At 71.7% G+C, this 18,942-nt stretch carries 17 protein-coding genes; 8 read left to right on the top strand and 9 right to left on the bottom strand.

Going from position 1 to position 18,942, the window contains the following annotated elements; translation table 11 throughout:
- The first annotated feature begins 266 nt into the window (after positions 1 to 266).
- Entirely contained in the window at positions 267 to 2,174 is a 1,908-nt protein-coding gene (locus AB4Z14_RS05890) for a CocE/NonD family hydrolase (RefSeq protein WP_442274393.1), read from the top strand.
- A 143-nt stretch (positions 2,175 to 2,317) separates the two neighbouring features.
- Here AB4Z14_RS05890 and AB4Z14_RS05885 read toward each other — a convergent pair whose 3' ends face one another.
- The 4 genes from AB4Z14_RS05885 to AB4Z14_RS05870 all read right to left on the bottom strand — a co-directional run bounded on the left by AB4Z14_RS05885 (position 2,318) and on the right by AB4Z14_RS05870 (position 7,165).
- Positions 2,318 to 2,749 (bottom strand): hypothetical protein, encoded by a 432-nt coding sequence (locus AB4Z14_RS05885; protein WP_442274392.1) that lies wholly within the window; start codon positions 2,747 to 2,749, stop codon positions 2,318 to 2,320.
- Positions 2,750 to 2,881: 132 nt separating this feature from the next.
- Positions 2,882 to 3,103 (bottom strand): hypothetical protein, encoded by a 222-nt coding sequence (locus AB4Z14_RS05880; protein ID WP_442274391.1) that lies wholly within the window; start codon positions 3,101 to 3,103, stop codon positions 2,882 to 2,884.
- Entirely contained in the window at positions 3,100 to 3,426 is a 327-nt protein-coding gene (locus AB4Z14_RS05875) for a fibronectin type III-like domain-contianing protein (protein WP_442274390.1), read from the bottom strand. The genes AB4Z14_RS05880 and AB4Z14_RS05875 overlap by 4 nt, the downstream gene beginning before the upstream one ends.
- A 274-nt stretch (positions 3,427 to 3,700) precedes the next feature.
- Complete coding sequence (locus tag AB4Z14_RS05870) at positions 3,701 to 7,165, bottom strand: GH36-type glycosyl hydrolase domain-containing protein (RefSeq protein ID WP_442274389.1); 3,465 nt, start codon at positions 7,163 to 7,165, stop codon at positions 3,701 to 3,703.
- A 93-nt stretch (positions 7,166 to 7,258) separates the two neighbouring features.
- On the opposite strand from AB4Z14_RS05870, the gene AB4Z14_RS05865 reads away from it, so the two are divergent.
- From AB4Z14_RS05865 to AB4Z14_RS05850, 4 genes are all read left to right on the top strand, one after another.
- The gene (locus AB4Z14_RS05865; RefSeq protein ID WP_442274388.1) at positions 7,259 to 7,735 is read left to right on the top strand and encodes a hypothetical protein; all 477 of its coding nucleotides are present in this window, start codon (positions 7,259 to 7,261) and stop codon (positions 7,733 to 7,735) included.
- 153 nt (positions 7,736 to 7,888) lie between these two features.
- A complete protein-coding gene (locus AB4Z14_RS05860; RefSeq protein WP_442274387.1) occupies positions 7,889 to 9,214 on the top strand; it encodes an ABC transporter substrate-binding protein in 1,326 nt (441 codons plus the stop codon).
- Positions 9,215 to 9,492: 278 nt separating this feature from the next.
- Positions 9,493 to 10,218: a carbohydrate ABC transporter permease gene (locus tag AB4Z14_RS05855; RefSeq protein ID WP_082620056.1), complete on the top strand. Its 726-nt coding sequence runs from the start codon at positions 9,493 to 9,495 to the stop codon at positions 10,216 to 10,218.
- The gene (locus AB4Z14_RS05850) at positions 10,218 to 11,069 is read left to right on the top strand and encodes a carbohydrate ABC transporter permease (protein WP_442274386.1); all 852 of its coding nucleotides are present in this window, start codon (positions 10,218 to 10,220) and stop codon (positions 11,067 to 11,069) included. Before AB4Z14_RS05855 ends, AB4Z14_RS05850 begins: the two co-directional genes overlap by 1 nt.
- An 88-nt stretch (positions 11,070 to 11,157) precedes the next feature.
- Here AB4Z14_RS05850 and AB4Z14_RS05845 read toward each other — a convergent pair whose 3' ends face one another.
- From AB4Z14_RS05845 to AB4Z14_RS05835, 3 genes are all read right to left on the bottom strand, one after another.
- Positions 11,158 to 11,490, bottom strand: coding sequence for a cupin domain-containing protein (locus AB4Z14_RS05845; RefSeq protein ID WP_056780721.1), 333 nt, complete (start codon positions 11,488 to 11,490; stop codon positions 11,158 to 11,160).
- A gap of 82 nt (positions 11,491 to 11,572) precedes the next feature.
- Positions 11,573 to 11,962, bottom strand: coding sequence for a hypothetical protein (locus tag AB4Z14_RS05840; protein WP_442274385.1), 390 nt, complete (start codon positions 11,960 to 11,962; stop codon positions 11,573 to 11,575).
- Positions 11,963 to 11,995: 33 nt separating this feature from the next.
- Positions 11,996 to 13,117 (bottom strand): carbohydrate kinase family protein, encoded by a 1,122-nt coding sequence (locus AB4Z14_RS05835; protein ID WP_442274384.1) that lies wholly within the window; start codon positions 13,115 to 13,117, stop codon positions 11,996 to 11,998.
- A 141-nt stretch (positions 13,118 to 13,258) separates the two neighbouring features.
- Here AB4Z14_RS05835 and AB4Z14_RS05830 point away from each other — a divergent pair, with 141 nt between their 5' ends.
- Genes AB4Z14_RS05830 through AB4Z14_RS05820 form a run of 3 tightly spaced genes read left to right on the top strand, consistent with a single transcriptional unit; the run spans position 13,259 to position 17,078 of the window.
- Positions 13,259 to 14,626 carry a 6-phospho-beta-glucosidase gene (locus AB4Z14_RS05830; protein WP_442274383.1) on the top strand — a complete coding sequence of 456 codons (1,368 nt, stop codon included), beginning with the start codon at positions 13,259 to 13,261 and terminating at the stop codon, positions 14,624 to 14,626.
- A gap of 41 nt (positions 14,627 to 14,667) precedes the next feature.
- Positions 14,668 to 15,426 (top strand): LamB/YcsF family protein, encoded by a 759-nt coding sequence (locus tag AB4Z14_RS05825; RefSeq protein WP_442274382.1) that lies wholly within the window; start codon positions 14,668 to 14,670, stop codon positions 15,424 to 15,426.
- A gap of 23 nt (positions 15,427 to 15,449) precedes the next feature.
- Positions 15,450 to 17,078 (top strand): carboxyltransferase domain-containing protein, encoded by a 1,629-nt coding sequence (locus AB4Z14_RS05820; protein WP_442274381.1) that lies wholly within the window; start codon positions 15,450 to 15,452, stop codon positions 17,076 to 17,078.
- A 4-nt stretch (positions 17,079 to 17,082) separates the two neighbouring features.
- Here the strand turns inward: AB4Z14_RS05820 and AB4Z14_RS05815 are convergent, their stop codons facing one another.
- Together AB4Z14_RS05815 and AB4Z14_RS05810 are read right to left on the bottom strand one after the other, a co-directional pair.
- Positions 17,083 to 18,231: a sensor histidine kinase gene (locus AB4Z14_RS05815; protein WP_442274380.1), complete on the bottom strand. Its 1,149-nt coding sequence runs from the start codon at positions 18,229 to 18,231 to the stop codon at positions 17,083 to 17,085.
- Positions 18,231 to 18,902, bottom strand: a complete 672-nt coding sequence (locus tag AB4Z14_RS05810; protein ID WP_442274379.1) for a response regulator transcription factor — start codon at positions 18,900 to 18,902, stop codon at positions 18,231 to 18,233. The genes AB4Z14_RS05815 and AB4Z14_RS05810 overlap by 1 nt, the downstream gene beginning before the upstream one ends.
- Positions 18,903 to 18,942: the final 40 nt, after the last annotated feature.

Below are 18,942 nucleotides of genomic sequence, written 5' to 3'. Positions count from 1 at the left end.
GGGCGTCGCACGCGGACATCTGATCTGCACTCTGGAGCCGGTACGGCATCACCTGCTGTGCCGGCTCCGGCGTGCCGACCAGCCGGGTTGTTGCGGGGCCGCTGGCCCCGTCAGGAGCGAGACGGTGGAGTGACAGTCGGACAGGAAAGCGGACAGGGAAGCATCTGGTTCGTCGTGCCCTCCTTTTCCCGGCATTTGCTCGCTACGTTGTGAAAGCCCCTCACCCTCAAGGGACGTCGCCGGTCCCGGGGGCAGGAAGGACTCACATGAAAGCCAGGATCCTTGCCCTCGCCAGCTCGCTCGCCGTGGCCGCACCGTTGGCCATGGGGACTGTCGGGGAGGCCAACGCCGCACCGACCAGCGCCACCGACGCCCCGCCCGTCACTCTGGTCGACGGGATGACCTCGCCGAGGTACGACTACACGACCGCCATCCGCGAGACCGTCTGGGTCGACACGCCCGACTTGGACGGGGATGGCAAGGCAGAACGCATCGCGACCGACATCATCCGGCCGCGCGAGCTCGACGGCACTGCGCGGGTGCCGGTCATCATGGACGCCAGCCCCTACTACCTCAGCCTCGGCCGCGGCAACGACGGCGAGTTCAAGGAGTACGCGGCTGACGGCAGCCCGACGAAGTTCCCGCTCTACTACGACAACTACTTCGTCCCACGCGGCTACGCGTTCGTCGCTGTCGACATGGCCGGCACGGCCCGATCGACCGGGTGCACCGACGAGGGTGGCCGCTCCGACGTCGAGTCGGCCAAGGCGGTCGTCGAGTGGCTCAACGGCAAGGGCAGCGCCCACGACTCGAGCGGCGCCGTCGTCCAGGCGTCCTGGAGCAACGGCAGCACCGGGATGATCGGCAAGTCCTACGACGGCACGCTCGCCAACGGCGTCGCCGCCACCGGCGTGGACGGGCTCAAGACCGTCGTTCCGATCAGCGCGATCAGCTCGTGGTACGACTACAACCGCTGGCAGGGCGCCGTGAAGTCGCGCCACTACGCCAGCAGCCTCTCGCGCACCATCGCCCAGCGCCGCACCATCCCCACGGACTGCTCGGCGCGGTTGGCATACATGGACGCCAACGACGCCGACTCCACCGGCGCCTACACGGACTTCTGGGCCGAGCGGGACTATCGCGACGGCACCTTCTACGACGCGTCCAACGTCAAGGCCAGCGTCTTCATCGTCCACGGGCTCCAGGACACCAACGTCAAGACGATGAACGCCTCCAAGTGGTGGGAAGCGCTGGGGCAGAGTGGAGTCGAGCGCAAGATGTGGCTCAGCCGGCTCGGCCACGTCGACCCGTTCGACCACGACCGGCAGGAGTGGGTCACCACCCTCAACCGGTGGTTCGACCACGAGCTCATGGGGATCGACAACGGCATCGACCGCGAGCCGGCCGTCCGCGTCGAGACCGCCCCGAACCAGTGGGAGACGTCGAAGACGTGGCCCATCCAGTCCGCGCGCACGATGTCGCTCAACCCGCGCGAGGACGGCACGCTGGCCCTGGGCAAGCAGGACACGGCTACAGCGTCCTACGTCAACAACTCCCGCCTGTCCGAGACGAACGCCGTCTCGCTGGCCGCCAACCCGAACCGGGTGCAGTTCCTCGCCGGAGGGCTGACGAAGGACGTCCGGATCTCCGGGACGCCGACGGTCGACCTCACCGTGACCCACTCGGCTCCGGTCGGGCAGGTGTCGGTCATGCTCGTCGACTACGGCGCCATGGACCGGGTCAGCACCACCGGTGACGGTGCCCTGACCTTGGCCACCGAGACCTGCTGGGGCGAGTCCATCGCCACCGACGACGCCTGCTACAAGGACGTCACGCGTCGCCTGCAGACCACCCAGCTGCAGGTGCTGGCCCGCGGTTGGGCCCGTCTCGACGGCGCCGGCAAGCACCAGGTCACCGTCGAGCTGGCCGCGAACGACATCGTCGTCCCGGCCGGACACCAGCTGGGACTCGTCGTGAGTGGAGCGAGCAACGGCGTCATCGCTGTCGACACCAGTTCAGGCACGTATGCCGTCGACCTGCGCTCCACGCGGCTGAACCTGCCCGTCTCCGGCTCGATGAGTGGCTTCGCTCCCGGACGCCTGACCGCCAAGGACACCGACAACCTGGCGAAGGGCACCCTGGCCAACCTCGACGAGACGCTCTGGCCCCGGTGACCCGGCCGGCACGGGGGTTCGTCAGCCCCTAGCGCCGTCTTCCAGTACGAGCGGCCCCCACTCCTGAACCTCAGGGGTGGGGGCCGCTCCACGCCCGGGAAGCAAGAAGGCCGGGCCCAAGCGCACAGTCCTGCAGCGGCGTGTCAGGAGACGGCCCGCTTCACCAAAGCGATGATCTTCTCCTCCTCAGCAGGTCCAATCTTCAGCAGGGCGAAGGAGGTCGGCCACATGTTGCCGTCGTCAAGGTTCGCAGTCGGATCGAAGCCGATCGTGCAGTACCGGACCTTGAACTTCGTCGCCGGCTGCATGAAGACGCAGATCTTGCCGTCGCGTGCCCATCCGGGCATGCCGTAGTACGTCTTGGACGCGAGCTCCGGAGCGTGCTCGCGCACGATCGCATCGATCTTCTCTGCCATCGCTCGTTCATCCTCCGGGAGCTGGGCAATCACATCTGCGAGGGCCTTGTCCAGGTCCTGCTGCTTCTGTGACGCCTTGCGCTCAGCGGCGGCCGCTTTCATCGCGGCGCGTTCCTCCGCGCTGAACTCGCTCTTCGCGTTCTTCTTGGTCTCAGCCATACTCCCAACGCTGCCCGACATCGGGCTGGGTTGTCGAGCGCCCGAACCCTTCGTGCAGCTGACGTGTGTCGAACCCCGTCCGTGCGGACATGTGTGCGGGTCGGGGCGGGGTCAACTCGCGGCGGAATGGGGCTACTCGCGGTCGGTCCGTTGGTCAGCAGCAGAGCGGCTGGGGTGCGAACTCTTGTCGCGCCCCCGGCCGTTCTCCGCGCCGTCGCTCTCGGGGGCGGAGCGCCCGCTCCCCTGGGCCAATTCGATCGGGAGGGCGTCGACGATGACTGTTGTTGATGACGCGCACGGCGCCATGACGGGCTCGCCGTCGATGCGGATCGGGCGCTGGACGGTCTCGATCATGAGGAGGCCTTCGGGGACGTGATGGTCACCGACACGTACTGGAGGCGGGCCGCGTCGGGCCCGGTGAGCAGGACGATCTCGCCCTCGTCGACACGCGTCGTGAGGTCACGGCCTGCGTATGCGAATCGCGAGGCCTGCACGTCGAAGGTGACCTCGCGTGCCTGGCCGGGCTCGAGGTCGACGAGCGCCCAGTCGGTCAGCTCGACGAGGGAACGGGTCACCTGGGCGACGGGGTCGCGGAAGTAGAGCTGGACGACCTCGCGGCAGGGTCGCTCGCCGGCCGAAGAGGAGCGGGATGCCGAGGCGGCTGCCCTCGACGGCATGCCTCTGGGCGGCGTCGATGTTGCCGACGAGGACGCCCTCGTCGCGCTCGTTGCCGGCCGTCGCGCCCGAGGCGTAGAGGCTCGAGCTGATCCGGCCCGACGCGATCTCGGCGGCGTCGTCGTCCGGGTTGATGTTGGCGACCTGGTGGGTCTGGCCGACCTTCTCGGCCAGGGTCATCTCGGCCATGAGAAGGTCGATGCGCTCCTCGACGGGCAGGGTGGCATCGAGCCACGGCCGCTGCTGGGTGGGCGGCGTGGCGGTACGTCGGTCATGTCAGTGGGTCTCCACGAGGATCTCGCTGGTCGGGGCCGTGGCGTCGGTGGCCTCGGCAGTCCGGGCAGTCTGGGCAGTCTGGAGCCCGAGCAGGTCGGCGGTCCGGACGGCCGCACCCGCTCGCCGGTAGGGGTTGGTCAGCGGTCGCAGGCTCAGCTCGCGCCCGTTCACGGTGACGCGGCGGACGCCGTGGCCGACGGGCCCGACGACGTAGCGGACCGTGAGGTCGGTCCCGGCCAGCGGCAGCCGCGCGGTCAGCTCGGAGGCGCCGGCGTCGCCGCTCGGTGGCAGGACCGGGTCGATCTCGACGTCGTCGCCGCGCTGGCGGATGCCGAGGAGCACCTCGGTGACGAGCCGCAGCACGATGCCGGGGCCGGAGGAGTAGACGCGCCACCCGCCCTCGAGGGGCACGTCGCCGGCCATGAGCGCGGCATACCGCTCCGACGCGTCGTAGCGGTCGGTGAAGGCGCCGTCGGACGAGGAGTAGTAGCACGTCGTCTGGCGCGGGCGGGCCTGTGGCACGAGCGAGTCCAGGCCCACGGGGCTCGCCTTTGCGAGAGCGGTGAGCAGGGCTGCGCCGTCACCGACACGGGCCAATGCCTCGGCGTAGCGCAGGTGGGCGTGCATGTACATGAGCCCGATCTCGCGACCCCAGAAGGTGCTCGCCTCGGCCCGCTGGAAGACGGCCATCGGGCCACCGACGTAGCTGACCGGCCGGTCGAAGAGCCGCGCCCCGTCGGGTCCGAGGAGGTGCTCCTCGATGAGGTCGAGGTGGTGGCGGGCCTGCTCGGGCGTCAGCAGGTCGGCGCCGATCGCGTGGATCCACGGCAGCACGCCGTAGTGCAGCGCGGTGCGCTCGTCGCTCGGGTGGACGAGCGGCTCGAAGTGCCCGTCCTCGTGCTGCAGCAGGTAGCCGGGAAGCACCGACGCCACGGCCGCGAGCTGGTCGAGGAGCGCGTCGTGGGTGCGCTCGGCGAGCTCGTCCGCGTCGGCGGCCAGGGCCGAGGCGCCGTTGGGCGCACCGACCGCGTGGAGGCCCTCGGCGAGGGTGCGCAGCGACTGCGTCTGGAGCACCGCCGTCCACGTGGAGACGAGGTGGGCCGCGAGGTGCGGGTCGGCCGGCTGGAGCGAGTCGTTCCAGTCGCCGTGGCCGTATGCCGGCAGCGGGCTCCCGGGGACCGTGCACTCCGCGATGCGCGCGACCGCACGACGCAGGTGCTCGGCCACGCTGGCCGGCTCGCCGAGTGCGTCGTCGCCGACGAAGGCGACCGTCTCGTCGAGCAGGCTCGCGTCACCGGTCGTGCGCAGGTAGTCGCCGGCCGCGAGGACGGGCCAGAAGATGACGTCGCCGTGTGAGTCCTGCTGGCCGGTCTCGGGCAGCGGCGGGAGGAACTCGAAGGCCTGCGGCCAGTCACCCCGGGCGTTCTGGGCGCGGAAGACGCGCAGCAGCACGTCGCGGACGGCGTCCTGACGGCCGAGCGCCGTGAGCAGACCGACCGGACCCTGGCAGACGTCTCGGGTGCCCCACGCGCCGCCCGAGAACTGCTCGAGCCCGCGCGGCGAGAGGTAGTGGACGAAGGCGTTGTGCGTGAACCACGGCAGCGCCGCCGAGAGGTTCGCGGCCTGGTAACCGGCCTCGCCGAGCGCGGAGCCGTCGAGGGCGACGGCGTGACCGGCCTTGTCCCAGAACGATGCTCCGAGGTGCTCACCCGAGGGCACGACCTCGCCGGCCGCGGCCTCACCGGCGCCCGGGGCGGAGCGGACGACGACCTCGAGCTGATCGCTCGGGTCGAAGAGAACGGTGAGCCAGCCCGGTCCGCGGCCGACGCCGTCGGCCTGGAGCCGGGCGTCGCCGACCTCCGGGTCTCCGGGTCCGGTCCACGAGACGCGCCACGGCCGTGGGTCGTTCGCCGTCGTGACGTCGAGGTGGTCGTCGGCCGTCGCCACCGACGGGGCGTCGGACAGGTCGTCGGCGACCTGCAGCGCGAGCAGCACCCGTCGCGGAGCCGCGCCGTGCTGCCCGACCGAGAGCGTCAGGGCGTGCTCGTCGGCAGGCGCGCTCGAGGTCACGGTGAGCACGGGACCCGACGCGGCGGCATACCACCACGTGCAGTGGTCGAGGCCGGTGAACCACGCGCTCGGGGTCTCGAGGAGGCTCCACGTGCCGTTGGCGTCCTCGACGAAGAGGCGCACGCCGTGGGCGCGCTGGAGGCCGAGGTAGGTGCGGCGGCCCGTCACGACCGGGTCGCGGCCGACGTGGCCGCGGGTGATCTGCGAGTGGAAGGTGCCGGCCATCCACACCGTCGACGCGAGCGAGCGCGAGTCGGGCGTGAAGGTGTCACCGGTGCGGAGCAGGTGGCCGTGCGGGCGCAGGACCGCGAGCTCCTTGGCGAGGGTGACGAGCTGCCCGCCGCGGACGGTCCACGCGAGCTCGGTGCCGTCGTCGGCCGTCTCGACGTCGGTGCGGTGCTCGAGCAGGCCGGCGTCGCCGAGCTCGGCGCGGTCGAGTGGCCGTGACGCGAAGGCCGGGCTGGACGACCACAGCGTCGCAGGCGTCGCGGCGTCGTCTGCACCGCCGAGGGCCTGGCCGTGGGCGCCGTCGCCCGCCGGCGCCCACGGGGTCGGGGTGGCCGCGATCGCGGCGTCGGCCCAGCGGGCGTCGGCGTCGGACGTGGCCTCGGGGTGGTCCTCGAGGGCGATGCCCCAGAAGCCGGTGCGGTGGGTGTCGGCGGGTGCGATCTCGACCGGGGCGTCCTGCAGGGCGATGAGCGAGTGCTCGTGCTGGAGGCGCGCGCTCGGCAGGTCGACGGCGTCGAGCCCGGCCCAGTCGACACCGTGCGCGGTGCGGCGGGCGAGCTGGAGGGCGTCGGTCGCCCAGCCGGTGCCCGTGCCGGTCGTCCCGACCATGAGCCACGGGACGCGCTCACCGGGCATGTTCTGGCGAACGGCGACCGCGGTGCCGTGGCCGTCCGTCGCGACCGGGGTGAGGTCGAGGTACTGGCTGACGTAGTACTCGTTGACCCGGACGTTGCCGAGGGGCGCCAGAGCGGGGTCGTGGGTCAGCACCGCATCGGCGGTGACGGGCTCGCCCGTCGTGTTCGTCAGCTCGAGGTCCCAGTGCCACGTCGGCGTCTCGGGTGACCCGTCGCCGAGCGTGAGGACGAGGCGGTAGTCGAGGCCTTCGTGGCGGCCGGTGACGACGACGGCGCCGTCGACCGAGGTGACGACCGAGCCGCTGCCGGGGCCCAGCAGGGCCCGACGACGGATGCCGTCCGGCCGGTGCACGCGCAGGTGGACGTTCGTCAGACCTGCCTCTGCGACGGTCGCGGGGTGCAGCAGCAGGCTGGTGCCGAAGGCCTCGAGACGGCGCAGGGCGCCGTGGGCGAGGACCTCGGCGGACAGCCCTGAGCTGCCCACCAGGGTGAGGACCGTGGGGGCGGTCAGGACGGCGTTGTCGTCGAGCACGGTTCCTGTCTACCAGCGGTGGACTCCGCGACCTGACGGGCGGGGCGGTCGTACGCTGGAGGGGCCCCGAGCGCGTGAGAGGCGGTGGCGGTCGTGTCGCAGTGGCGTGAGCAGTGGTCGGAGCAGGAGTGGTTCACGCTCCGGCTCGCCCCCGTGTGGGTGCTGAGCGCCCTGGCCGGCCGCATCCGCTTCGACGACGACGAGCGCGGCGCCTTCTGGGACGCCGTGACCGACGCGGCCCTGCGCAGCGAGGGTCCCGGGCGCGAGCTGCTCGGCACCGCTGCAGCAGAGCGCCTCTGGCTCTTCGACGAGTTCGAGCTCGACGGCCGACCGGTCGTCTCCGGACTGCTCTCCGTGAGCCGGCTGCTCGAACGCATGGACCCCGACACGCGGACCGACGTCCGGTCGAGCATCCTGCGCGTCGGTGCGGGCGTGGCCCTGGCCCGCGGCCACTTCGGCCGCCGCATGACCCTCGAGGACGAGCAGACCCTGCTCCTCGTCGAGCAGCTGCTCCAGACGGCCCCCGAGACCCTGAGCGACAACCCGCTCAACTCCCCGGCCACCATCTGAGCCGCGCTGACCTCCGGGGGTGGCCCATCCGGCATACGCGGAGGTAACGGGCATACGATCGGCGGGTGGGCGAGGTCGAGCAGACTGGCCGAGCGCCCGCCCCGTCGTGAACGGTGCCCGCACACCCGGGCAGGAAGGACGCAGGGGAACCCTATGTCTGACAAGCAGATCGGTCGCGAGATCGGCCAGGCCCTCGGGGCCAACCTCACCCGGCGCTCGCTCTTCGCGCTCGGCGGTGCCGCTGCGGTCACGGGTGCGCTCGCCGCGTGCGGCAGCAACACGGGACGCGAGCCGGCAGCCACCGGTGGCGCGACCGGAGGCGGCAGCGGGACCACGCTCAACCAGTGGTACCACCAGTACGGCGAGGCCGGCACGCAGCAGGCTGTCGAGAAGTACGCCGCCGCCTACAAGGACGCCACGGTCAAGGTCAGCTGGAAGCCCGGCGACTACGACCAGTCCACCGCGGCCTCGCTGCTCACGGACGCCGGGCCCGACGTCTTCGAGTACGGCAACGGCCCGACCATCGACATGATCAAGGGCGGACAGGTCGTCGACCTCACCGACCTCATCGGCGACACGAAGTCCGACTTCAACCCGAGCATCCTCGAGCGGATGACCTACGAGGGCAAGACGTATGCGATCCCACAGGTCGTCGACATGCAGCTGCTCGTCTATCGCAAGTCGATGCTCGACAAGGCCGGCATCACGCCACCCCAGACCATCGACGAGCTCATCGACGCGGCGAAGAAGCTGACGCAGGGCAACGTCAAGGGCCTCTTCCTCGGCAACGACGGTGGTGCCGGCCTCATGGGTGGCCCGATGCTGTGGTCGGCCGGGCTCGACTACCTCACCAAGGACAACCAGTTCGGCTTCGACGACCCGCGCGCGGCGACCGCCCTCGGCAAGCTCCGCGAGATGTGGGACGCCAAGGTGCTGCTCCTCGGGGCGCCCAAGGACTGGTTCGACCCCTCGGCCCTGACCGCCGGCCTCACGGCGATGCAGTTCACCGGCCTCTGGACCTTCCCCGACCTCAAGAAGGGCCTCGGTGACGACTTCGGCGTCATGGCCTGGCCCGCCCTCGACGGCCAGGGCAAGGCGTCGGTCCCCGTCGGCGCCTACGGCTCGTGCGTCAGCGCCAAGAGCAAGGACGTCGAGGCCGCCAAGAAGTTCGCGAAGTGGCTGTGGATCGACCAGACCGCCTACCAGCTCGACTTCGCAACGGCCTACGGCTTCCACATCCCGTCGCGCACGAGCCTCATCGGCCAGGCCTCGACGCTTACGAGCGGGCAGGCGGCCGAGGCGGCCAAGCTCGCCACCGACGTCGGCCACGCGCAGAGCCCGATCCTGTGGACGCCCAAGTGCGCCACGGCCTTCGGTGACGCGATGAACCGCATCGTCAAGGAGGGCGCCGACCCGGCCGGTGAGATCGCCAAGGTCAAGACCGTGGCCGACGCCGAGCTGAAGCGGGTCCTCGCCTGACAGCGCAGGCCGACCCGGCGGCATACGACAGCGCCGCGCAGCGGAAGGCAGCCGACCGGGCGACGCCGCCCCCCACCGCGGGGAGGCCGTCGCTCGGTCGGCGCCTGCGCGGGCGCCAGGACCGCAACCTGTGGTTCTGGGTCTTCGTCGGGCCGTTCGTCATCGGGCTGATCGTCTTCGTCTACATCCCGATCGCCTGGTCGATCTACCTGTCGTTCTTCGAGTCCTACAACACCGTCACGCCCACGAAGTTCGTCGGCGTCGGCAACTACCTCGACATGCTGCGCGACCCGGCCTTCCGCAGCAGCCTCGTCACGTTCCTCGCCTTCGCCGTCTTCATCGTGCCGACGACCTTCGTCATCTCGCTCGGGGCGGCGCTGCTCGTCGCGCGCACCCGGGTCATGCAGTCGTTCTTCCGGTCGGTCTTCTTCCTGCCGACCGCGTGCTCCTACGTCGTCGCCGCGCTCGTCTGGAAGATGTCGATCTTCAGCGGCATCCGCTCGGGCCTGGCCAACGCGGTGCTCGGCTGGTTCGGCGCCGACTCGATCCCGTGGCTCAGCCTCGCCGACCCGCCGTGGTACTGGCTCGTCATCGTCACCGCGCGGCTCTGGCTGCAGGTCGGCTTCTACATGATCCTCTTCCTCGCCGGCATCCAGCGGATCAGCCCGACGCTCTACGAGGCGGCTGCGATCGACGGCGCCGAGGGGTGGAAGGTCTTCCGGCACATCACCCTGCCGCAGCTGCGCGCGACGTCGACGGCGGTGCTGCTGCTCCTGCTCATCAACGCGTTCCAGGCGTTCGACGAGTTCTACAACATCCTGTCGACGTTCGGCACCTACCCGCCGTACGCCCGGCCGCCGCTCGTCTACCTCTACTACACGGCGCTCGGCTCGGGCCAGGACTTCGGCCACGGGTCGGCGGGGGCCGTCATCCTCACCCTCATCATCGCGATCGTCGCCGTGGTGCAGGGCCGCATCCTCCGACTCGGCGACAGGGGCGACTGATGGCGATCGTCCGCAGCAAGCGGCAGTCCCGGATCACGGGGTGGGCCCGCTACAGCGCCCTCGTCGCGGCGGCGCTGCTCTTCCTCGTCCCCTTCTACCTGCTCGTGCGCAGCGCGTTCATGCGCGAGCAGGACCTCGGGTCGCCGGACTTCCACTGGCTGCCGCCGGTCTGGGAGACCTCCAACCTCACCGGACTCTTCGACAACCCGGCGATCCCGATGGCGCGCAGCCTGCTCAACTCGGGGCTCATCGCCGTCACCCAGACGGTCGGCGTGCTCGTCGTCTCGGGGCTCGCCGGCTACGGTCTCGCCCGCATCCCCTATCGCTGGTCCAACGCCGTCTTCTACACGATCACTGCCACGCTGCTCATCCCGGCGGCCGTGACGTTCGTGCCGAGCTTCGTCCTCGTGTCGACGCTCGGGTGGATCTCGACGCTGCGTGGCCTCATCATCCCCGGGCTCTTCCAGGCGCTCGCGACGTTCCTCTTCCGGCAGTTCTTCCTCGGCTTCCCCAAGGAGATCGAGGAGGCCGCCTTCATCGACGGGCTCGGCTACTGGGGCACGTTCTGGAAGATCGTCGTCCCCAACTCGTTCGGCTTCGTCGCGGCCATCGGCACCATCACCTTCATCGGCTCGTGGAACGCCTTCCTCTGGCCGCTCGTCATCGGCCGCGACCAGGAGTCGTGGACGGTGCAGATCGCGCTGTCGACCTTCCTCACCGCCCAGTCGGTGCAGGTGAGCCAGCTCTTCATGGCCGCGCTCGTCGCGATCGTGCCGCTGCTGCTGATGTTTCTCTTCCTCCAGCGCTGGATCGTCGAGGGCGTCGAGCGCACCGGCATCGGCGGCGACTGAGTGCGGTGGATCGCCGGCGTGTGCTGCCGGTGATCCACCGCGCACCGCCGCGTGACGGCCACCCACGGCGTGGGCCGTGCAGCCCGGGTCAGGGCAGCTTGGCGACGGTGAGCAGCACGGCAGAGTCCTCGAGTGCCTCGAGCGAGTGGCGCGCCTGCGGGACGACGAGCAGGTCACCCGGCGCGCCCTCCCAGGCCGCGTCGGCGGTGCTGATGCGCACCCGTCCGCGCAACACCTGCACCGTCGCCTCGCCGGGGTTCTCGTGCTCGGTCATCGACCGACCTGCCGCCAGCGCGACGACGGTCTGGCGCAGCACGTGCTCGTGGCCCCCGTAGACCGTGTCGGCGCCGCGACCGCTCGAGGTCGTCCTGGCGTGCTCGAGCAGCTCCCGGGCGAGGGCGGTCAACGACGACTTCTCCATCCACTCACCATGGCACCCCGGGGCCCGGTCGTCGATGGTGCCGTCGCCCCTATGGCGTATGCCGGGTGGCGCGGTCTCCGGGTCAGCGCAGGCGCCGCAGGTGATCGGGTGCCGGCATCCGACGCACCTCGACGCTCCAGAAGCGGACGACGAGCGGGTAGGCCGGCACGAGCGTGACCCGGTGCTCGAAGCCGCCGTCGGTGGTGGGCACGACCTCGGACCGCTCGATCTCCGCGGCGGCCGCGACGGCACGGTCGAGGTCGCGGCGGTTGGTGTGGAGCACGACCGCGCCGACGTAGGTGATGGTGGCGAGCTCGTGTCCCCGGTCGGCGTCACCGGCGAGCAGGATCCACGTGAAGGAGTCGCCGGCGATCGACCAGTGCTGCACCTGCGCCGCACGCAGGTCAAGGGCCGCCAGGTCGCTGACGTCAACGGGCAGCTCCGCTGGGAGCTCGGCGGGCAGGTCGGTCACGTCACCATGGTGCCGCGTGGCAGCGGACGACGGTCAGTCGAGGTCCTGCACATCGGCGCGCCTGGCGATCGTCGCGGTCGCGCGACGGCACGCCGTGACCGGGACGCGCGGCACGATCTCGTCGAGGAAGCCGAACCGGCGCCGGAGCGAGCGGTGGTAGGCGTCGCCGCTCGTGTCGGAGACGAGGGCCGTCCACCAGTCGGCGAGGTCGCCCCAGCCGGGTGCCGCGAGGGAGCCGCCGTACTGCTGGAGCGCGAGGCCCGCGCAGAGGCTGGCGAAGGTCATCCGCTGCTCGAGCGGCCACTCCGCGAGCGTGCCGACGAGCAGGGCGGCCCCGAAGACGTCGCCGGCGCCGGTCGGGTCGACCTCCTGCACCCGCAGCGACGGGACCTGGGACTCCTCGCCCGTGCGGGCGTCGATGCCGAGCGCCCCGTTGGCGCCGTCGGTGACGATGGCGACGGGCACGCGGTCGGCGAGGGCGTAGACGGCCTCGACGGGCGACCGGGTGCCCGTGTAGGCCATCGCCTCGACGGCGTTGGGCATGAAGACGTCACAGCGCTCGAGCCGGTCGAGCACGTGCGGCGACCACTCCTCCTTGGGGTCCCAGCCGACGTCGGCGAAGACGAGCGCGCCGTCGTCGCGCGCCCGGTCGACCCAGGTCCGGCCGCTCGCACCGAAGGCCTCGTCCTCGCCGAGGTCGACCATGACCGCGCGAGACCGCGGGGGTGTCCCGATGAGCTCGGCGGCGGCGACGGGTGACGGGTGACCGTGCGACACCATGCTGCGGTCGCGGTCGACCGACATCGAGACGGTGACGGGGCTGTGCCACTCGGCGAAGCGGCGGCTCCGGGCGAGGTCGATGCCCTCCTGCTCCTCGAGGGTGCGCCAGCAGAAGTCGCCGTAGTCGTCGTCGCTGAAGGCGGCCGCGAGACCCGTGCGCAGGCCGAGGCGACGGGTGGCGACGGCGAGGTTGGCGATGCCGCCGGGGCACGAGGCGAGCCCCTCGGCCCACACCTCGGTGCCCGGCTTCGGCGCGCTCGGCAGCCCCGCGAAGATCATGTCGAGGAAGACGGTGCCCCAGACGAACACGTCGAGAGCCGGCTCGTCGGCGGTGCGACGAGCCGCGAGCGGGTCGAACGTGTGGTGGGGCGGCACGCCCCCATGATCCCGCACTGCCGTCCGCGACTCGCCGGGTTTTTCCACGGTCGTATGCCGTGTCGGCGCAGTTCGTCCCATGTCGCCTGCGTCGAGTGGCCCCGCCGTCACACCTTGGTACGGTCCGAGGGTGGTGCTGCCATGAAGCTGGTCATCCTCGGCGGGGGCGGGTTCCGCGTGCCGCTCGTCCACGGCGCGCTGCTGCGCGACACCGCGGACCGGCGCGTCACCGAGGTCCTCCTGCACGACACGGACGGCGCGCGGCTCGACGTCATGCGCCGGGTGCTTGCCGCCCAGGCCGCGCTTGCCCGGGATTCCGGCGCGGCGACCGCGCCGCCGACGGTCACGGCGACGACCGACCTCGACACGGCGCTCGCGGGGGCCGACTTCGTCTTCTCCGCGATGCGGGTCGGAGGCCTCGAGGGCCGCACCGCCGACGAGCGGATCGCGCTCGACCTCGGCCTCCTCGGACAGGAGACGACCGGCCCCGGGGGTGTCGGCTACGGCCTGCGCACCGTGCCGGTCGCGCTCGACGTCGCCGAACGCGTACGCCGTCTGGCGCCCGACGCGTGGGTCATCAACTTCACCAACCCGGCCGGGCTCGTGACCCAGGCCATGCAGTCGGTGCTCGGTGAGCGGGTCGTCGGCATCTGCGACTCCCCGCTGGGCCTCGCCAAGCGCGCAGCCGGGGCCCTCGGGCACGACCTCGACGACCTCGAGATCGACTACGCCGGGCTCAACCACCTCGGCTGGCTCACCGGGCTGCGCCACGAGGGCCGCGACCTGCTCCCCGACCTCCTCGCCGACGACGTCGCCCTCGGAGCCATCGAGGAGGGCCAGCTCTTCGGCACCGAATGGCTGCGGACGCTCGGTTCCCTGCCGAACGAGTACCTCTTCTACTACTACTTCACCCGTGACGCGATCGCCCAGATCACCGGGGCGCCGCAGACGCGCGGGGAGTACCTCGTCGGTCAGCAGGCCGACTTCTACGCCGGGGTGACCGACGAGCCCGAGCAGGCTTGGCAGCGTTGGGACTCCGTGCGACGTGACCGCAACGCGACCTACATGCAGGAGACCCGCGAGAGCGACGACGGGCACACCCAGGAGCGCGCCGAGGCCGATGTCGAGGGAGGGGGCTACGAGGGCGTGGCGCTCGCGCTCATGGCCGCGATCGCGCGCGACGAGCCGGCGCGCCTCATCCTCAACGTCCGCAACGGCGGCGCCGTCGTGGGGCTCCCGGACGACGCCGTCGTCGAGGTGCCGTGCCGGGTCGACGCGGCCGGCCCGGTTCCGGTCACCGTGAGCCCGCTCCCCGGCCACGCTCTCGGGCTCGTGCAGCAGGTCAAGGCCGTCGACGAGCTCGTGATCCGGGCAACCGTCGAGCAGTCGAGATCGCTTGCGGTGCAAGCCTTTGCGCTTCACCCGCTCGTCGACTCCGTCACCGTCGCGCGCGAGCTGCTCACGGCATACTCGGCGCGTCTACCCGAGCACTACGCAGGCCTGCGGTGAACGCCGCGGCGGAGCCGGCCGGCGTGCGGGAGGATCGGGTCGTGCGACTCGACCTCAATGCCGACGTCGGCGAGTCCTACGGGGCCTGGACGCTCGGCGACGACGCCGCCGTGCTCGACGTCGTGACGAGCGCCAACGTCGCCTGCGGCTTCCACGCCGGCGACCCGCTCACCCTCCGCACGACGTGCCGGTATGCCGCCGAGCGGGGTGTCGTCGTCGGCGCGCAGGTGGCCTACCGCGACCTGGTCGGCTTCGGGCGCCGCTTCATGGACGTCCCTCCGGACGAGCTGACCGCCGACGTCATCTACCAGCTGGGCGCCCTCTCCGCGATCGCCCAGGTGGAGGGCACCGACGTCGCCTACGTGAAGCCGCACGGCGCCCTGTACAACGCGGTCGTCCACCACGAGGCGCAGGCCCGGGCGCTCGTCGACGCCGTCGTGGCCGTCGACACGTCGCTGCCCGTCCTCGGCCTGCCCGGCAGCCTCGTGCTCGAGCTCGCGTCGGACGCGGGGCTGCGCGCCGTCACCGAGGCGTTCGCCGACCGCGGGTACACGCCGGACGGCCGTCTCGTCCCGCGGACCGAGCCCGGAGCCGTGCTCCACGACCCGGGGGAGGTGGCCGCCCGCGTCGTGCGGCTCGGGCAGGAGGGCCTCGTGACCGCCGTCGACGGCACTGACGTCGAGGTGCGGGCCGAGTCGGTGTGCATCCACGGCGACACCCCCGGCGCGGTGGCGATGGCGCGGGCCGTGCGCGCTGCGCTCGAGCAGTCCGGCGTCGAGATCCGCCCCTTCGCGGGCTGAGCGTGGAGGCGAGGCTGCTGCCGATGGGCGGCGCAGCCCTGCTCGTCGAGGTGGCCGACACCGATGCCGCGCTCGCCCTGCGTGCCCAATTGGGGCCCCTCGCCGAGCGCGCCACAGGTGTGTGGGAGGCCGTCGACCACCTCGTGGCCGGGGCGCGCACCGTCCTCGTCGTGCTCCGGGACCCCGGGCGGCGGTCGGACGTCGGCCGGGAGTGCCTCGACGAGGCGACCCGCCTGACCGTGGCGGTCGCCTCGCCGGCCGACGCGGCTGAGGTCGTGATCGAGGTCCTCGTGCGCTACGACGGGCCCGACCTCGACGAGGTTGCCCACCTCACCGGACTGACCCGCGACGAGGTGGTCCGCGCCCACACCGGCACGACGTGGCGGGTCGGGTTCGGGGGCTTCGCACCCGGCTTCGCCTACCTCGTCGACGGCGACCCGCGCCTGCACGTGCCGCGTCGCGGCGAGCCACGCACACGTGTCCCAGCCGGATCCGTCGCTCTCGCAGGCGATTTCAGTGGCATCTACCCCCAGGACTCCCCCGGCGGGTGGCAGCTCATCGGCACGACCGACGCCGTGCTGTGGGACGTCGACCGCGACCCGCCCGCGCTGCTCGCGCCGGGCACGTCGGTCCGCTTCGTCGACGCCGACCAGACCTCCTCGAGTAGCAACCTGGCACCTGCCGCCCCACCCGTCACGGGGATGGGTGGGACGACGGGGCCACTCGACTCCGGGGGGTCTCGGGTGGGAGGGGACATCGGGCAGCGGGGGCTCGAGGTGCTGGCCACCGGGCCGCTCACCCTCGTCGAGGACCTCGGCCGCCCGGGCCTCGCCGACGCGGGGGTGGGCCGTTCCGGGGCGGCCGACCCGACGGCATACCTCCTCGGTCTGCGGCTCGTCGGGCACCTGCTCGACCCCCACGAGCCGAGCGAGCCGGCGCCCGCGTCCCTGGAGGTCACCCTGGGCGGGCTCTCGGTGCGCGCCCACGGTGACCTGCTCGTCGCGCTCACCGGCGCGCCCTGCCCCGCTGACGTCGACGGACGGCCGGTCCCGCACGGCGCCCCCGTCGCGCTGGTCGACGGGGCCGTGCTCACCCTCGGGGTGCCTGCTGCCGGCCTGCGCACATGGCTCGCGGTGCGTGGCGGCGTCACGGTCACGCCGGTGCTGGGCTCACGCGCAACCGACACCCTGGCGCGCGTGGGTCCGCCGCTGCCTGGCGCCGGTGACCTGCTCCCGATCGGGCCGCCACCGGCGACGTTCCCCGTCGTCGAGGTGGCACCGCAACCGAACCTCACCGACGGCGAGGTGGTGCTCGACGTCGGGCCCGGCCCCCGTGCCGGCTGGTGCGACCTCACCGGCGTCGACGAGACCTCCTGGGCGGTCTCCTCGCGCAGCAACCGGGTGGGAATTCGCTTGGAGGGCAACACGATCCAACGATTGCCCGCGTATGCTGACCGCGAGCTCCCGAGCGAGGGGATGGTCCCCGGGGCGGTGCAGGTGCCCCCCGGTGGCGAGCCCGTCGTCTTCCTCGCCGACCATCCCGTGACCGGCGGCTACCCCGTCGTCGCCGTGCTCACCTCACGAGCCATCGCGCTCGCCGCGCAGCTGCGCCCCGGCCAGCGGGTGCGGCTGCGGTGGTCGCGCGGGGACTGAACCCTCAGGCGCTGCGTGCCCCGGTCCCGGTGTCCGGCTCTCGCCGCACTCCGGAGCGCCAGAACGACATCTGCTCGGCGGCCTCCGGGGCGATGACCGTTGTCGGGCGCGCGACGGGCAGGGCCGGCACCGCGGGACGCACCGGGAGGATCATCGCGACGTCCGCACCGCCCCACGCGGACACCCCGAGCTGGACCCACCCGCCGCGTCGCGTCGCGACATCACGCACGAGGGACAGGCCGAGCCCGGTCTGGGAGAGGTCGTCACGCACCCCGTCGAGCACGCCGCCCAGGAGATCCTGACCGGCGGCCGAGCGCAGCATCTCGGTGGTGAAGCCGCGCCCCGAGTCGGCCACCCCGAGAGCGATGGCGTCGCGCATCGGTCGGGCGTAGAGCAGCACGGTGTCGTCGTCGTGCGCGGTGTAGCGCAAGGCGTTCTCGATGAGGGTGTCGAGGCAGGCCCGCAGCCGCTCGCTCGAGCAGTGGAGCGTGAGCGCCGACGACTCGACCTTCCAGTTCCGCTGGGCGACCGCCGACCACCGCTCGGCCGTCTGGTGGAGCACCGAGTCGAGCTCGACCTCGGTGACCTCGAGATCGGACCCGACGCGCATGCTCCGCACGAGCCGCTCGCACACGCGGGTGAGCCGCTCGAGCTCCTCGTCGACGACCTGGAGGTCGGCGAGGTCCTCACCGGGCGGGGTCCGGTCCATGAGCATCTCGAGGTAGCCGCGGGAGATCATGAGCGGTGACCGCATCTCGTGCGACGTGCGCAGCGTGAGCAGCTCACGCATCGTCGAGTCGGCGCGCTCCCGGGCCGCGTTGACCGTGAGATCCGAGAGCGCCTGCTGACGACGGCGCACGTGCCAGATCATGAGGGCCATGAGCAGGAGCATGAGCGGGATCTCGGTGGTCTCCTGCCACTCGAGGACGTTCGTCATGACGCGGTAGACGAGGATCGCGCCGGTCACGAAGGTGAAGACGCCGAGGCCGACCCACGTGGACCGCGGGCTCCACTGCTCGAGTCCGAAGCAGAGCGCGAAGGCCGCCCAGGCGATGTGGTACGGCACGGTCTCGCTGCCCGGCAGCGCGATCATCGCGGCCGAGCAGAGCGCCGCGATGACACTCCAGACGAGGACCATCCGGTGCCGTCCCATCAGGCGTCCTCGTAGAGCCCGTACCCGACGCCGCGCAGCGTCTCGACCGGGATGTCCTGGCCGAGCTTGGCGCGGAGCCTGCCGACGCACACCTCGACGACGTTGCTGCCCGGGTCGAAGTCGAGGTGCCAGACGTCGTGGAGCAGCTCCTCCTTGTGGCACACCTGGCCGGCGCGCCGCATGAGGTGTGCGAGCAGGCTCAGCTCGCGCTCGGTGAGGGCGGCGCTGCGCGCCCTGAACGTCGCCCGGCGGCGCCCGACGTCGAGGCGTATGCCGGCCACCTCGAGGAAGCCGTCGTCAGCGGGAGCGCGCGCCGCCCCGACGTTGCGTCGGACGCGAGCCATGAGCTCGGTCAGGCTGAATGGCTTGGACACGACGTCGACGGCTCCGCGGTCGAGCGCCTCGACCCGGGCTCCCACGTCGGTGACGCCCGACAGCACGATCACCGGCGTCGTCTGCTTGCGCTCCTTGATCGCGTTGAGCACGGCCAGGCCGTTGAGCCCGGGCATCACGAGGTCGAGCACGACGAGATCGACGTCCCTCGACGCGAGCCGGTCTATCGCGGCGTTGGCCGAGGCAGCGGTCACCACCGAGTGTCCTTGGGACGACAACGACTTCGCCAGCAACGTGCGCACGCGTTCCTCGTCGTCGACCACCATGACAGTTGCCATGAAAGTCCCCCCTCCCCGATCTGTCGCCAAGTATGGATCC

The organism is Terrabacter sp. 2TAF16, assembly GCF_052115065.1.
Classification (GTDB): Bacteria; Actinomycetota; Actinomycetes; order Actinomycetales; family Dermatophilaceae; genus Terrabacter.
Note: the sequence above shows the minus strand (reverse complement) of the source record. Positions and strands in the feature narration are given on the sequence as shown.

Excerpts from the sequence above, each read along its gene's own strand:
- AB4Z14_RS05890 (WP_442274393.1), top strand. The coding sequence starts at position 267 with ATGAAAGCCAGGATCCTTGCCCTCGCCAGCTCGCTCGCCGTGGCCGCA.
- AB4Z14_RS05885 (WP_442274392.1), bottom strand. The coding sequence starts at position 2,749 with ATGGCTGAGACCAAGAAGAACGCGAAGAGCGAGTTCAGCGCGGAGGAA.
- AB4Z14_RS05880 (WP_442274391.1), bottom strand. The coding sequence starts at position 3,103 with ATGATCGAGACCGTCCAGCGCCCGATCCGCATCGACGGCGAGCCCGTC.
- AB4Z14_RS05875 (WP_442274390.1), bottom strand. The coding sequence starts at position 3,426 with ATGCCGTCGAGGGCAGCCGCCTCGGCATCCCGCTCCTCTTCGGCCGGC.
- AB4Z14_RS05860 (WP_442274387.1), top strand. The coding sequence starts at position 7,889 with ATGTCTGACAAGCAGATCGGTCGCGAGATCGGCCAGGCCCTCGGGGCC.
- AB4Z14_RS05855 (WP_082620056.1), top strand. The coding sequence starts at position 9,493 with ATGCTGCGCGACCCGGCCTTCCGCAGCAGCCTCGTCACGTTCCTCGCC.
- AB4Z14_RS05850 (WP_442274386.1), top strand. The coding sequence starts at position 10,218 with ATGGCGATCGTCCGCAGCAAGCGGCAGTCCCGGATCACGGGGTGGGCC.
- AB4Z14_RS05845 (WP_056780721.1), bottom strand. The coding sequence starts at position 11,490 with ATGGAGAAGTCGTCGTTGACCGCCCTCGCCCGGGAGCTGCTCGAGCAC.
- AB4Z14_RS05830 (WP_442274383.1), top strand. The coding sequence starts at position 13,259 with ATGAAGCTGGTCATCCTCGGCGGGGGCGGGTTCCGCGTGCCGCTCGTC.
- AB4Z14_RS05820 (WP_442274381.1), top strand. The coding sequence starts at position 15,450 with ATGGGCGGCGCAGCCCTGCTCGTCGAGGTGGCCGACACCGATGCCGCG.
- AB4Z14_RS05815 (WP_442274380.1), bottom strand. The coding sequence starts at position 18,231 with ATGGGACGGCACCGGATGGTCCTCGTCTGGAGTGTCATCGCGGCGCTC.
- AB4Z14_RS05810 (WP_442274379.1), bottom strand. The coding sequence starts at position 18,902 with ATGGCAACTGTCATGGTGGTCGACGACGAGGAACGCGTGCGCACGTTG.